The organism is Kitasatospora sp. NPDC056076 (assembly GCF_042266305.1).
GTDB lineage: Bacteria > Actinomycetota > Actinomycetes > Streptomycetales > Streptomycetaceae > Kitasatospora.
Genome location: NZ_JBHJWG010000001.1, coordinates 50,683 through 64,136, shown reverse-complemented (window position 1 = coordinate 64,136; position 13,454 = coordinate 50,683). Strand labels below are relative to the sequence as shown.

Annotated in this window: 12 protein-coding genes; 8 read left to right on the top strand and 4 right to left on the bottom strand. The window is 75.6% G+C overall.

The window, feature by feature from the left end:
- Window positions 1-5: 5 nt before the first annotated feature.
- The 3 genes from ACFC1T_RS00360 to ACFC1T_RS00350 are packed head-to-tail and all read right to left on the bottom strand — an operon-like array spanning window position 6 to window position 2,830.
- The gene (locus tag ACFC1T_RS00360) at window positions 6-824 is read right to left on the bottom strand and encodes a serine/threonine-protein kinase (RefSeq protein ID WP_375881629.1); all 819 of its coding nucleotides are present in this window, start codon (window positions 822-824) and stop codon (window positions 6-8) included.
- Window positions 821-2,632: an ABC transporter ATP-binding protein gene (locus tag ACFC1T_RS00355; RefSeq protein WP_375881627.1), complete on the bottom strand. Its 1,812-nt coding sequence runs from the start codon at window positions 2,630-2,632 to the stop codon at window positions 821-823. Before ACFC1T_RS00355 ends, ACFC1T_RS00360 begins: the two co-directional genes overlap by 4 nt.
- A 60-nt stretch (window positions 2,633-2,692) precedes the next feature.
- Window positions 2,693-2,830 (bottom strand): hypothetical protein, encoded by a 138-nt coding sequence (locus tag ACFC1T_RS00350; RefSeq protein ID WP_375881624.1) that lies wholly within the window; start codon window positions 2,828-2,830, stop codon window positions 2,693-2,695.
- 357 nt (window positions 2,831-3,187) lie between these two features.
- On the opposite strand from ACFC1T_RS00350, the gene ACFC1T_RS00345 reads away from it, so the two are divergent.
- From ACFC1T_RS00345 to ACFC1T_RS00315, 7 genes are all read left to right on the top strand, one after another.
- Window positions 3,188-3,661: a hypothetical protein gene (locus ACFC1T_RS00345; RefSeq protein WP_375881622.1), complete on the top strand. Its 474-nt coding sequence runs from the start codon at window positions 3,188-3,190 to the stop codon at window positions 3,659-3,661.
- Complete coding sequence (locus ACFC1T_RS00340; RefSeq protein ID WP_375881619.1) at window positions 3,654-4,469, top strand: class F sortase; 816 nt, start codon at window positions 3,654-3,656, stop codon at window positions 4,467-4,469. Before ACFC1T_RS00345 ends, ACFC1T_RS00340 begins: the two co-directional genes overlap by 8 nt.
- Before the next feature lie 222 nt (window positions 4,470-4,691).
- Window positions 4,692-5,555, top strand: coding sequence for a hypothetical protein (locus tag ACFC1T_RS00335; RefSeq protein ID WP_375881617.1), 864 nt, complete (start codon window positions 4,692-4,694; stop codon window positions 5,553-5,555).
- Complete coding sequence (cseB, locus tag ACFC1T_RS00330) at window positions 5,552-6,313, top strand: two-component system response regulator CseB (RefSeq protein ID WP_375881614.1); 762 nt, start codon at window positions 5,552-5,554, stop codon at window positions 6,311-6,313. Before ACFC1T_RS00335 ends, cseB begins: the two co-directional genes overlap by 4 nt.
- Complete coding sequence (locus ACFC1T_RS00325; RefSeq protein ID WP_375881612.1) at window positions 6,310-7,641, top strand: ATP-binding protein; 1,332 nt, start codon at window positions 6,310-6,312, stop codon at window positions 7,639-7,641. The genes cseB and ACFC1T_RS00325 overlap by 4 nt, the downstream gene beginning before the upstream one ends.
- Before the next feature lie 167 nt (window positions 7,642-7,808).
- The gene (locus tag ACFC1T_RS00320) at window positions 7,809-10,928 is read left to right on the top strand and encodes a trypsin-like peptidase domain-containing protein (protein ID WP_375881609.1); all 3,120 of its coding nucleotides are present in this window, start codon (window positions 7,809-7,811) and stop codon (window positions 10,926-10,928) included.
- Between the two features lie 8 nt (window positions 10,929-10,936).
- Window positions 10,937-11,530, top strand: a complete 594-nt coding sequence (locus tag ACFC1T_RS00315) for an NUDIX hydrolase (protein ID WP_375881606.1) — start codon at window positions 10,937-10,939, stop codon at window positions 11,528-11,530.
- Here the strand turns inward: ACFC1T_RS00315 and ACFC1T_RS00310 are convergent, their stop codons facing one another.
- Window positions 11,531-12,763: a hypothetical protein gene (locus tag ACFC1T_RS00310; RefSeq protein ID WP_375881603.1), complete on the bottom strand. Its 1,233-nt coding sequence runs from the start codon at window positions 12,761-12,763 to the stop codon at window positions 11,531-11,533. It lies immediately after the preceding gene.
- Between the two features lie 123 nt (window positions 12,764-12,886).
- On the opposite strand from ACFC1T_RS00310, the gene ACFC1T_RS00305 reads away from it, so the two are divergent.
- Window positions 12,887-13,306, top strand: a complete 420-nt coding sequence (locus tag ACFC1T_RS00305) for a CU044_2847 family protein (protein ID WP_375881600.1) — start codon at window positions 12,887-12,889, stop codon at window positions 13,304-13,306.
- The last annotated feature ends 148 nt before the right edge of the window (window positions 13,307-13,454 follow it).

The following is a 13,454-nucleotide window of genomic DNA, read 5'->3' as shown; positions in this document are numbered from 1 at the left end:
TTCGACTACCCCTCCGGCGGCATGACAGCGCGGCGGCGCTGCGGGAGCAAGTCGTCGAGTACCGCCGACAGTTGGGCCGGTGACGGCCGGTCGGCCGGGTCGAGCCGCAGGCAGGCGTCGACCGCCCCGGCGAGCGGGCGGGGCAGCCGGCGGCGTCGGGACACCGGGGGCGCCGGGGTCAACGGCTCGCCGTCGAAGGGGAGTTCGCCGGTGGCGGCCTCGTACAGGGTGATCCCGATGCCCCAGACGTCGGTGGCCGCCGTGAGGTCGCCGCCCAGGAGCTGCTCGGGGGCGAGGTAGCCGTCCGTGCCGGCCCCCGGACGGCCCGGGCCCGGCGGGCGGGCGATGCTGAGGTCGAGCACCTTGGCGCGGCGGCAGTCGATCACCACGTTGGCGGGCTTGAGGTCGAGGTGCAGCAGGTGCCGGCCGTGCAGGTAGCGCACCGCCGAGCAGAGGTGCAGGCCGAGCAGCGTGAGGTCGGTGGCGGCCGGGCGGCGTGCGCTGCGGTCGAGCAGGTGGGCGAGGGTCTCACCGCTGAGCGTCTCCAGCACCGCGTACGGCTGCGGGCGTTCACCGGTGCCGTAGCCGCGCACCAGGTGCGGGTGGGTGAACGCGGTCAGCCAGCGGCCCTCCCGGAGCAGGCGCTCGCGCAGTTCGCGGTCGCGGCGGTGGTCGGGCCGGAGCACCTTGACGACGCAGCGGCAGTCGCGCTCCTCGCTCCAGGCGTCGTAGACGTCCAGCCAGCCGGTGCGGCAGAGGTGGGCGAGCACCTGGTAGCCGGGGGCGATCGGCGCCCCGGCGGTCATCGGCTCCCGGGAGCTCACCGCGCGACTTCCGTCGGGGTCGCGGCCCGGGCGAGCCGGGCGTAGTCGTCGTCGTGGGCGAGCAGGTGGCGGTGGCTGCCGGAGGCCACCACGCGGCCTTCGCACAGCAGGACGATCCGGTCGGCGTTCCGTACGGTCAGCAGGTTGTGCGAGATGATGATCGTCGTCCGGCCGTTCATCAGCCGCCCCAGCGGTTCCAGGATCCGCCGACCCGACTCGGGGTCGAGGCCGGTGGTCGGTTCGTCGAGCAGCAGGACGGGCGCGTCCCGGACCATCGCCCGGGCGATCGCGATCCGCTGGCGCTGGCCGCCGGACAGCAGCCGCCCGCGCTGGCCCACCACCGTGTCGTAGCCGTCCGGGAGCCGGCTGACGAACTCGTGGGCGTCGGCGGCCCGGGCGGCGGCCGTGATCTGGGCGTCGGTGGCGCCCGGGCGGCCGTAGGCGATGTTCTCCCGGACGGTGCCGTGGATGACCAGGGTCTCCTGCCACAGCACGGCGACCTGCTCGCGCAGGTCGGTCAGTGCCAGGTCGCGCAGGTCGATGCCGTCCAGCCGGACGGCGCCGCGCTCCGGGTCGTAGAAGCGCAGCAGGAGTTTGGCGACCGTCGACTTGCCGGCCCCGCTCGCGCCGACCAGGGCCACCGTCTCGCCCGGCTCGGCGCGGAGCGAGAGGTCGCACAGCGCGGCGCGGGCCGTGCCCGGGTAGCGGAACCACACCCCGTCGAAGGCCACCGCCCCGCGCACCCGGGCGGCGCGCAGCGGCCGCGACGGATCGGCCACCTGCGGTTGCTGGTCGAGGAGTTCGATGATGCGCTCGGCGGCGGCCGAGGCCGAGAAGAAGCCGTTGCTGAGCCGCCCGATGCCCTGGATCGGACTGTAGAGCCGGCTCAACAGGGCGACGAAGACGAGGAGTTCACCGAGGGTGAGCCGGCCGTGGACCAACTCCCAGGCGCCCAGCCCGAGCACGATCAGCGCGCCGACCAGCTCCAGCATCTCCACGATCGGCGCGAACAGGGCGCGCAGCCGGGTCGCCGCCATGGTCGCCCGGAACCGCGCCAGGTTCTCCCGCAGGAACCGGTCCTGCTCCCAGTCCTGCCGGTTGTACGCCTGCACCAGCGCGATGTTGCCCAGCGTCTCCTCCGCGAGGGCGCTGACCGAACCGCTGCGGCGCCGCCGCTCCCGGGACGCGTCCTTCACCCTCGTCGAGAACCGGCGGGCGGTGAGCCAGAACAACGGCGCGACCACCAGCGCGGTCAGCGCGAGGTCCCAGCGCAGGTAGAACAGCACCCCCAGGAAGACGGCCAGCTCGGCGACGTACGCGACCGCGTCCAGGACGCCCGAGAGCAGGAAGGTCTCGACCGCCTCGACGTCCGCGGTCAGCCGCGACAGCACGTCGCCGAGCCGCCGTCGCTCGAAGAAGCCCAGCGAGAGGCCCTGCAAGTGCCGGAACACGTCCGCCCGCAGGGCCAGCAGGAAGCGCTCACTGACCCAGGTGGAGAGCGTCTGGTCCGCGAAGTCCAGGGCCCCCGCCACCACGGTCAGCCCGGCGTAGCCGAGCGCGACCGGCAGGAACAGCCCGAACCTGCGCGGCACCAGCACGTCGTCGACGACGATCTTGAACAGCCAGACCATGGCCGCGTCGACGACCGGGCCGAACAGGACGACCACCACCAGCAGGGCCAGCCAGCGCCGGCCCCCGCGGGTGTAGGGCCAGAACCGCCGGAACGTGCGCCGCAGCGACACGGCCGGCGCCGGGGCGACGACCGGATCGGTCCGGCCGTCGCCGTCACCGGTGTCGACGGCCGTCAACCGCCGCAGTGACCACACTCGCTCGTCCTGACCAGGGGACCGGAAGCGGTCCGTCGGTCGTCAGTGCCCGTGCTTGTTCTTGCGGCCGTGACGACGACCGCGACTGGTCGTGTTGTTGGTGTTCCGGTCCTCCTTGTCGTGCCCGCGGTCCTTGCGGGACTGCCGCATCGCCGGCAGGAGGTTGGCGAGGATGCTCATCACTGCCACCTTTCACTCGGTCGTACCCCCACACCGGGAGGTACGGACGGGCGGGCGGGGATGCTCAGCGGTGTTCGGCGCGGGCCCGGTTCGGTCTCCTGACGGGGCCGTTCCCGCGTACGTCACGGGCTCGGCCCCGCCTACGTCACGGGGCCGTTCCGCCCGCCCCGGGGACCGTTACCCAGCCGATGGGCGACCGTGACGCGGCCGGGCGGGGACCGCGACACGGCCCTCCTAGCGTCACTGACGACGCACCGGCCGTACCAGCACCACGGGCCGCGCCCCCGGTGCGCCGTTGGCGGGAACCGCGGTCCCGCCACTGACGCGTCCACCAGAGCCACGAAGGAGACCCCCGCCATGAGCAGGAGCCGTACCGACCGTTCGCCCGCCCGCCGTCTGCTGGCCGTCTGCGCACTGACCGGCGCCGCACTGGTGACCGTCGTCACCGGCGGACAGGCCTGGGCCGACGGCACCCCGCAGCCGGCCCCCGCCAAGCCGTCCGCCGCCCCCTCCAACGCCGCGCCGGGCGGCGCGGCCGTCGGCGGAGTCCGTCCGAGCGCCGCCCCCGCCAAGCCCGGCCAGCCGTCGGCGTCGGCGCCCGAGGGCGCCGCCCCGGCGGTCGCCACCGCCACCGCCACCCCGTCGCACGGCCCGGCCGGCTCCCAGCCGCAGGTCCGCGAGGTGCCGAAGGGCGCCGCCCAGGCCGGTGACGGCTCGGGCGCGACCGACGGCAACGGGCTGATGCTGGTCGGTGGCGGCGCCGTCGCCGCCGTCGGCGCCGGTGCGCTGGGCTTCGCCGTCCTGCGCCGCCGTTCCGGTGCGCGTGGCTGACACCCGTCCCGGGTCCGCCGGGCACCCCGGCGCCCTTCCCCCGCACCCGGCCGGGCGGGGAAGCGGCGCCGGGGTGCCCCCGGCGGCGGGGACCGACCGGCGGGGCGGTCGTGGGCGGCGGCGGGCCGCCCCGCCCGGCCCGAGCCTGCTGCGGCGGAGCGTCTTCGGTACGGCCGGCCTGCTCTGCATCGCCCTCGGCAGCACCCTCGCCCTGTCCGGCCGCGACACCCCGGTGGTGCGGATCGAGACCTCCGGCCACGCCCCGGCGGCCGGTGCCCCCGCCACCGGCCCACCCGCCACCACGCCCACCGCCGGCGCGCCCGCCCCGGTCGGCGCGCCGACCGCCGGTGACCAGCCGCTCGCCCCCTCGCCGCCGAACCGCCTGCTGATCCCCTCGATCGGCGTGGACGCCCCGGTGACCGACCTCGGCCTGAACTCCGACGGCACCGTCCAGGTGCCCTCGGCCGACCACGCCGACCAGGTCGGCTGGTACCGCAACGGCCCCGCCCCGGGCGAGGCCGGCCCCGCCGTCCTGATCGGCCACCTCGACACCAAGAACGGCCCGGCGGTCTTCAAGCGCCTGCCGGAACTCCACGTGGGCGACCGGATCGGGATCCGGCGGGCGGACGGCCGCACCGTCGACTTCACCGTCCGCAGCCTGCTCCAGGCCGCCAAGGACCGCTTCCCCACCGACGCCGTCTACGGCGACACCCCCGGGCCCGCGCTCCGGCTGATCACCTGCGGCGGACGGATCGGCCCGGACGGGCACTGGACGGACAACATCATCGTGCTGGCCGACCCGGCCTGACCGGGCCGGAGCCGGGCCCGGTAGAACTGGGGACGACCACGGGGAGCGACGAACCGACGCCGCGGCCCACCGCGTCCCACTCCGGGACCCGGACGCCCGACCGCCTGACGTCCGACACCTGACGCCGGACGTCCGACGCCCGACCGACCGCCCGCCTGACGTCCGACACCAGACGCCCGGCGTCAGAGGCCCGACCGCGACCGAGGAGGACGAGCACCGACCGTGGCAGCACCGACCCCGCTCCGCCGCCGCCCCGGCGCCGTCCCCGCGGCCGCCCTCGCCGTCCTCGCCGCCCTGACCGCCCTCGGGGTCCTGGCCTTCGGCCGCGCCGCCCCCGGCGGCCTGCGGGACGACGGTCCGCGCCCGGCCGTCGCCCCGCCCAGCCCGTCCGCGGTGGCCAAGCCGCTCTGGCCCGACCTGGCCACCGCGCCGCCGCCGCCCACGTCCCCGACCGACGCCACCTCCCAGGCCCCGCCGCAGCCCGTACCCGACCTGACCGTGCCCGGGCACGACCTCGCCGCCGTCGACGTCCGCGCCCTGCTCGCCAAGGACCCGGCGGTGAGCGCCGAGGAGCGCCGCGCGCTCGACTCCTGCGCCGGGTGCGAGGTGCGGGCCCCCGAGTTCCGCGACCTCACCGGGGACGGCCGGCCCGAGCTGATCACCGCCGTCGCCACCCCCGGGGCCCTCGTGCTGCACGTCTACACGCTCGCCGACGACCGGGTCGTACCGATCCTGCGGGCCCAGGTCCAGCAGATGTCCAGCGCGGCGACCGTCGACTCCGACCTCTGGCTGTACGAGCCGACCACCTACGCCACCCGCACCAGCAGCCACTACCACTGGGACGGGCACCGGCTCGCCCTGGTCGAGCGGCGGGTGGACGGCGTCGGCCTGCTCCCGACCGCCGACCCGGGCGCCGAGGCGACGTCCGCCGCCGGCCCGGACCGCGTCCCCGTGCCCGTCCCCGGCCCGGCGCGCCCCTCCTCGGGGCCGAAGCAGCCCCCGGCCGCCGGGGTCGCCTCCCCGTCCGCCGCCCGACCCACCTCCCAGCCGTCCGGCCCCGCCGTCGTCCCGGAAGCGAAGCGATGACCACCGCAGCCGCCCCCGCCCAGCCGCACATCCTGCTCGTCGAGGACGACGAGGTGATCCGGGAGGCCACCAGGATGGCCCTGGAGCGCTACGGCTTCCCGGTCACCACCGCCGCCGACGGCCTGGAGGGACTGGAGGCCTTCCACGCCGTCCGCCCCGACCTGCTGCTGCTGGACGTCATGCTGCCGCTGCTCGACGGCGTCGGCCTCTGCCGCCGGATCCGGGAGGAGAGCCAGCTGCCGATCCTGATGATGTCGGCCCGCACCGACCCGGTCGACGTGGTGTCCGGCCTGGAGGCGGGCGCGGACGACTACGTGGTGAAGCCGTTCGAGAGCGCCGTCCTGGTGGCCCGGATCCGTACGGTGCTGCGGCGCGTCCGGGTCGCCCCGGCCGTCGACCCCGGCCCGGCCGCCGCCGTCACCCCGGCCCCCGAGGTCCTCGACGACCCCGTCGCGCCCTCCGCCGCCTCCCTCCGCACCGTCGACGGGCTGCAGGTGGACACCGACAGCATGGAGGTACGGGTCGACGGCCGCCTCGTCCCGCTCACCCCCACCGAACTGCGGCTGCTGCTGGAGTTCACCGCCGCCCCCGGCATCGTGCTGGAACGTTCCGCGCTGCTGGAGCGCGTCTGGGACTACGAGTGGGGCGCCGACACCCGGGTGGTGGACGTCCACGTGCAGCGCCTGCGCGCCAAGATCGGCTCCGGCCGGATCGAGACCGTCCGCGGCTTCGGCTACAAGCTGCGGCGCCCGGCATGACCCTGCGCCGGCCGACCCTGCGGCACACGACCCTGCGGCGCGTACCCCTGCGGCACCTGGCCCTGCGGCGCATATCCCTGCGACACATGGCCCTGCGGCGCATGACCCTGCGCCGGCAGATCGCCACCGCCGTCGCCACCATCTCCGTCCTGGTCGCGGTCACCGTCGGCCTGCTGGTCCACCAGGCGATGATCCGCCAGCACGTCGACCAGGCCCGCACCGCGGCCGCCACCGCCCTCGGCTCCGCGCTGACCGACTACGGCCGCGGCACCCCCGGCCCCGGCGCCGCCGTCGACGACCCGGCCCTCCCCGCCCGGCTGCGCGAACTCGCCGCCACCGGCCGGCAGGGCTCGCTCCTCGCCGCCGACCCGCAGGGCGAGTCGATGTGGGCGGCGGGCCCGGTCCAGGGCGGGGTGCTCTCCGTCCGGGTGGACTTCACCCAGGACCGCCGGGCGATCGCCGACCTGGACCGGATCATCCTGATCACCGTGGTCGCCGCGGTGTTCACCACCGTGCTGGCCGGCGTGCTCGTCGCCGACCGGATCAGCCGCCGCCTGCGCACCGCCGCCACCGCCGCCCGGGGCATCGCGGCCGGCGGCACCGACACCCGGATCGGCGAACTCGTCGACGGCAGGGACGAGGTCGCCGACCTCGCCGCCGCCGTCGACCTGATGTCCCGCACCCTGCACCGCCGCCTCGCCGACGAACAGCGCTTCACCGCCGACGTCGCCCACGAACTGCGCACCCCGCTCACCGGCCTGGTCACCGCCGCCGAACTGCTGCCGCCCGGCCGCCCCACCCAACTGGTGCAGAACCGGGTCCAGGCCCTGCGCGCCCTGGTCGAGGACCTCCTGGAGGTCTCCCGCCTGGACGCCGACGTCGAATCCCCCGACCTCTCCGCCGTCCCGCTGGAACGCGCCGTCCGCCGCACCGTCACCCTCACCGGCCTCGACGTCACCGTCGACATCAGCTCCGACACCACCGGCACCTCCGACACCGCCGACCAGCAGGTCCGCACCGACCTGCGCCGCCTCGACCGCATCCTCGGCAACCTGCTGCTCAACGCCCACCGCCACGGCGCCGGCCCGGTCGAACTCCACGTCGACGGCCGCCGCATCACCGTCCGCGACCACGGCCCCGGCTACCCCGACGACCTCCTCCACCACGGCCCCCAGCGCTTCCGCACCAACGCCCCCGAACGCGGCCGCGGCCACGGCCTCGGCCTCACCATCGCCACCGGCCACACCCGCGTCATCGGCGCGACCCTCACCTTCACCAACCACCCCGCCGGCGGCGCCGTCGCCACCCTCACCCTCCCGCCCGGCTAGGGCTGTCCGGCGTTCAGCGAACTCCCGCCCGGCCACCCCCTGTCCGCCACCGGCGAACTCCCGAACCGCCACAGCCTCTGGATTCCGCCGACGCCGGACGGAACCCTGGTGCCGTGACAACCGGCGCCCCGGGACGACCGGCGCGCCGGGCCCGGGGAGGAGCGGAAGTGACGGACGAGGACGCGGCGTGGCGGCGGCGGGAGGAGCTCAGCCGGCTGGCCGCCTCGCACACGGTCGCCATCGACGCCCCGGGGAGCCTCGGCTCCGGGTTCCTGGTCGCCGAGGACACCGTGCTGACCTGTGCCCACGTCGTCCAGGGCCACCTGGAGGTGACGGTGACGGCCCAGGGCCGCACCCTCGTCGCCGACGTGGGCGCGGTGTTCCCCGAACCCGACCCCGCGGTCCGGGTCCAGGGCTTCCCCGACCTCGCCCTGCTGCACCTCCGGGAGCCGCTGCCACTGCCCGGTGTGTGGCTGGGCGAGCGCGCCCCCCAGGAGGGCACCGAGGTGGTCGTGCACGGATTCAGCCACGAGACCCTGGAGTCGGGCCCGCAGCACGACAGCCTGCGCCTCCACGTGGCCGGCGGGAGCGGGCGGTTCGTCAGGCTCCAGGGCGACCGGGTCGTCGCGGGGTTCAGCGGCGGCCCGGTGCTCGACCTCCGGACCGGCCGGGTGTGCGGGGTGCTCAAGACCTCGCGCGACGACCGGCAGGAGGCGGGCGGCTGGCTGGTCCCGGTCGACGCGGTGCGCGCCCACTTCCCCGCCCTGGCGGAGGCCAACGACGGGCACCACCGGCCCGGCACCGACTGGTGCGACCTCGCGCTGGACCGGGCCGGACGGCAGAACAGGCTGTTCGGACGCGACCGCCCCCGGCCGAGCAGACGTCCGCCGACCCCGGCCCAACTCCTCACCCACGGGGCGATGCCGTTCCTGGACCGCCCGGAACTGGCGGACCTCCGACGGTGGTGCGAGGAGGAGCCCGACCTCCTGCTGCGTCTGCTGCACGCGCCCGGCGGCTCCGGCAAGACCCGGCTCGCCACCGAACTGTGCGGCCTCATGGGCGGGGCGGGCTGGATCGCCGGCGTCGCGGAGCGGAAGGCGCTGGACCGGCCGGAGTGGACCGCGGGGCTCACCGCCGCCCTCGCCGACGGGATCCCCGTACTCGTCGTCTTCGACCACGCCCAGGCCCGGCCGGAGGACGTCTGCGCCCTGCTCGAACACGTCGACCGGTACGGGCCCGACCGGATGCGGCTGCGTGTGCTGCTGCTCGCCCGCGCGGACAAGCCGCTCTGGCAGGCGCTGCAGAGCGGCCTCGACGACGGGGTACTGGCCGACGCGAGCGTGGTCCAGCTCGCCAGGACCGTCCCCGCCCCCGGGGACGCCTCCGTGGCCGCCACCGCCTTCCGGGTCTTCGCCGAGCGGCTCGGCTCCCCGCGACTCACCCCGCCGTCCACCCTGGACGCCCGCGCCGACCGGGAGGGCTCGCTCCTGGGGGTGCTGGCACTCGCGCTGGACGCGGTCCTGACGCTGCGCCAGGGCCGCACCTGGTCCCCGGACGGCGATCCGCTCGAACGGGTCTGCGACCACGAGATCAGGATCTGGCACTCCACGCTCACCTGGTGGGATCCCCGGGAGCAGTCGTTCGCCGGCGAGAGCGGCAGGCTGCTGGCCGCGGGGCTCCTGCTGGTCCCCACGCTGGCCCCCGGCAGGCAACGGGCCGATCTCGTCGCGGTGTTGGAGCAGGTCCACGCGGCGGTCCTCCCGCACCGGCCGGTCCCCGACATGCTCCGCGTCAGCACCGCGCTGTGGGCGGTCTACCCCGCCGAGGGCGGCCAGGTCGCCCCGCTGCGGCCGAACCGGATCGGCGAGGTCCTCGCCCGCCGGGTGCTCAGCACCCCGGAGAGCTCCGGCCACACCCACGCGTACCTCACCGCGCTGCTGTCCCCCGCCCGTACGGACCCCGCCCGTACGGTCCCCACCCGTACGGACCCCGCCCTCGCCGTCCCCGCGCAGGAGCGGTTCGAGGCGGCGAAGGCGGCCGTCGAGGTGCTCGCCCGCGCCCGCGGCTGCACGGACGTGGGCCGGATCGCCGCCCACCCCGCGCACCGCGCCCTGGACGCCGTGCTGGCGCGCGCCGTCGCCGACCGGCCGGACGTGCTCCTGCCCGCGCTGGCGGCGAACGGCGCCCTGCTGCCCCACGCCGAGCCCCTCGCGGCCGTCATGCTGACCGCCCTGGAGTCCTGCGAGCCCCCGCTGCTCACCGCCGTGGAACAGCGGCTGCCCGGCTATCCGTCGAGCATGTCGCCGGTCTCGGTCGTCGTCCTGCGCCGGCTCCTGGAGCTTCCCGACGAGGAGTTCACCGAGGCGGACCAACTGCTGAGGCTGCGCAGGCTGGTCGGCTACAGCCTGCGGCTCGACGACGTCGACCCCGACGGCACCGGCTACAACGGCACCGGCCACGACGCCGACCCCGCCGGCCCCGGCGGCGCGCGGGACACGGCGGCCCTGACCGCGGCCCGGCAGGCCGTCGGGCTCAGTCGCGACCTGGTCCAGCAGACCGGACGCCACCTCCCGGAGTACGCGACGGCGCTCCACAACCTGAGCCTGCTGCTGCACCACGCCGGCCGGACCGTGCCCGCCCTGGAGCAGAGCAGGTCCGCGGTCGCCCACTACGAGGAACTGCTCGCCGACACCGAACCGAGGGACCGGCTGCGGCAGGTCCGGCTGCTCGACACCGCGACCGCGTTGAGCCTCCTCGCCGTACTGCGCCTGGAGGACGGCCAGGTGGACGCGGCCCACGGCGAGGCCGCCCGCAGCGTACGACTGTGCGAGGCGGCCGCTCCGGGGGTCCGACAGGAGGCCACCCTGCTGTCCTGCGTCGAGGTGCTCGCCGAGTGCCACCGGCGGACCGGCCGGACCGCCGAGGCGGTGGCGGCCGGCGAACGGGTCGTCACCCTGCTGCGCGACCTGGCCGAACGGCACCCGGGGCGCTACCTCGCCCGGCTGCCCGACGGGCTGCACCGGCAGGCGCTCGCCCTGATCGGCGCCGGCCGGGACCGGGAGGCGTACCTCGCCATGCGGGAGGCCGCGCACCTGCGCGCCGACCTTCCCGCCGGGGACCGTCAACGCCTCGCGGACCAACGGCAGTCCCTGCGGGTGCTGGTCCAACTCGGTGGCGAGATACGGGAGTTTTCGGCCGAGACGAACTCTTGGGTGGAGCAACTGGCCGCCATGGGAGATCATGGCGAACGGGGCCGTCCCACCGGAGGCCCACCCGACAGCCGGTAGGGAGCGCCATGACCATCGACGACCGGACGTCCGCCACGCCCGCCCCGATCCTGCGCCACGAGGCCGTCGAGGTCTTCGCGAACCGCTTCGGGCAGCTCAACAACGACCTCGTCGTCGGCCCGGGCGGCGCACCCGGCAAGTACCTCCGCTGGCAGTGGGCGCAGACCGGTGTGGTGGTGGTCCCGGTCGGCCCCGAGGGCATCGCCCTGGTGCCCTCGTACCGCTACCCGGTGGGCGCCGTCTCCCTGGAGTTCCCGCGCGGCGGCTGCGAGCCGGGCGAGAGCCCGGAGGAGGCGGCCGCTCGCGAACTCCGGGAGGAGACCGGCCTCTCGGCCTCCTCCGTGCGGACCCTCGGACTGGTGCACGCGGACACCGGGCTGATCGAGACCGGCATCCACGTCTGCTGCGCCACCGTGCTCCCCTCGGAGGAGGGTTCCGCCCGGCCGGAGGCGATGGAGTCGGTGAGCCCGCCGGTCTGGGTCTCCCCGGAGGAGATGGCGGAGTGGCTCCGCGGGGGCCGGATCACCTGCGGGGTCACGCTCGCCGCCTACGCCCTCGCGGCCGCCGACTCCGGCGTGCTGTCCCCGACCGTCAGGGCGTGATCAGCCGCCGAGGGTGATCATCCGGTGCAGCGGGTCGAGGTGCCGCCGCGGCCCCGTCGCCACCCGTACCTCGTCGCCGTCCGGCGCGGCCGCGCCGAACCCGGCCACCACGTCGAGCGAGAGGTCCCGGGCCCCGTCGAGCGGCGCCCCGCGGACTTCGAGGCCCACCCCCAGCCGACCGGTCACCGTGTCCTCGTCCAGCCGGAAGCGCATCAGCCGGGTCTCGCTCCGCAGCCGCGCCCACGCCAGGCCGTCCGTACCGCGGAAGGTGCGCTCGAACGCCTCCAGCATCCACGCGCTGAACTCGCCGACCGACTGCCGCAGCACCGCGTCGTCCGGCCGCAGCCCCCGGCGCACCTGGCCGAGCTCCCGCACCAGGGCGTTCCGGGAGGGCTGCTCGACGGCCTCCAGCACCACCTCCAGGGGGAGTTGGGACAGCAGGAGGTTGTCGAGCATGACAGCGGGCAACCCGGCCTCCTCCACGATCCGGCGGCTCCGCGCGGCCGACAGGGTGCCCGACCCGTCCCGCGGTCCGGCCATGCCGACGTCCAGCACGCCGGGCAGGGCCCGGCGGTAGGACTCGCCCGCCCACTCGTCCACCGACTGCAGCGCGAGGATCAGCTCGGCGCTGCTGCCCGGGTCCTTCACCCGGTACTTGTCCAGCCAGTCCCTGAGCGCCTTGTAGTCGAAGGGCTGCTGGTCGGCGATCCAGCTCCGCGCGTCCTCCAGCGCGGCCCGGGTGCCACCGGTGGCGTGCCGGCTCGCGACGTCGATCCTGGCCAGCACACCGGCCTTGAAGCGCGCCGCCACCGCCGTCCCGTCGTAGCCCACCGCGTGCGCCGCCGACATCGCCGTCAGCCGTGCGACGTAGCCGGGCTCGGGCACGTTCGTCACGTTCCGCCGCCTGTGGTCGTCCCTGATCTCCCGCAGGGTCCTCCCCGCGCGCACCGCGACCCGGATCCGGCCGGACTCCAGCAGCGGGGCGAGGTCCGGCAGTTCCGCGCCCTCCTCCGCCCACGGGACCTGCCGGGCCTCCTCGGCCGAGACCAGCGCCCTGAAGTACCGGTTGTTGAGGCTCTGCGAGTCCCCGATCAACAGGGCGTCGGCGAAGAGCACGTGCAACAGCACCCGGGACCGCAGGTCGGACGCCCGGTCGATCGGCGCCGCGGCGTGCGGCTCCACGTCGGAGAGGTAGATCCGCTCCGTGCCCACCGGCGGCGATTCCGTGCCCATCGGTACCAACCCTTCGCCCCTCCACCGGAGTTCCCGTCGGGGATAATAGGGCGCCGGCCAGCCACCGGCTTCCGGAATCCCGCACTTCGCTTGCGCGGAATCGACGCCATTTTTGGAGGCGGAATGTCGGACCTCGTCCGGGTCGAGACACCCGACGGAGGCACCTTCTGGGCCCGCGTCGAGGACGAGGGCGGCCCCCGCGACGTGGCCTTCCGCGGCCTCACCTACCGGCTCGACGACCTCACGGACACCCTCCATGCCGTCGTGGGCAGCGTCCGCTCGGGCCTGCGGGCCGCCGCCCCGGACGAGTTCACCCTCGAATTCGGCATCGAGCTCTCCGTCAAGTCCGGCCTCCTGGTGAGCGCCGTCGCGGGATCCAGCGGCAAGGCCTCCCTCAAGGTCTCGGCGACCTGGAAGAAGGACGAGGGGACCACCGCCACGGTGCGCCCCGAGGCCGAAGAGGAAGAGACAGAGGAAGCGGAATCGGAATCGGAATCCGAAGAGCCGAAGGAATCGGGCCCACCGGCCGCCGCCACCGATTGACCACGTCCCGCACGGACGCCCCGACGCACGGAGGGGGCGGCGGGGAGAGTGTAGTTGGCGGCGCCCCCCCCGGCCCCGCCCCCGGCCCCCCCGCCGGGTGGGAGACCCCCCCCCCCCCGGACAAAATAAAAAGCCCGCCACCAGGGAC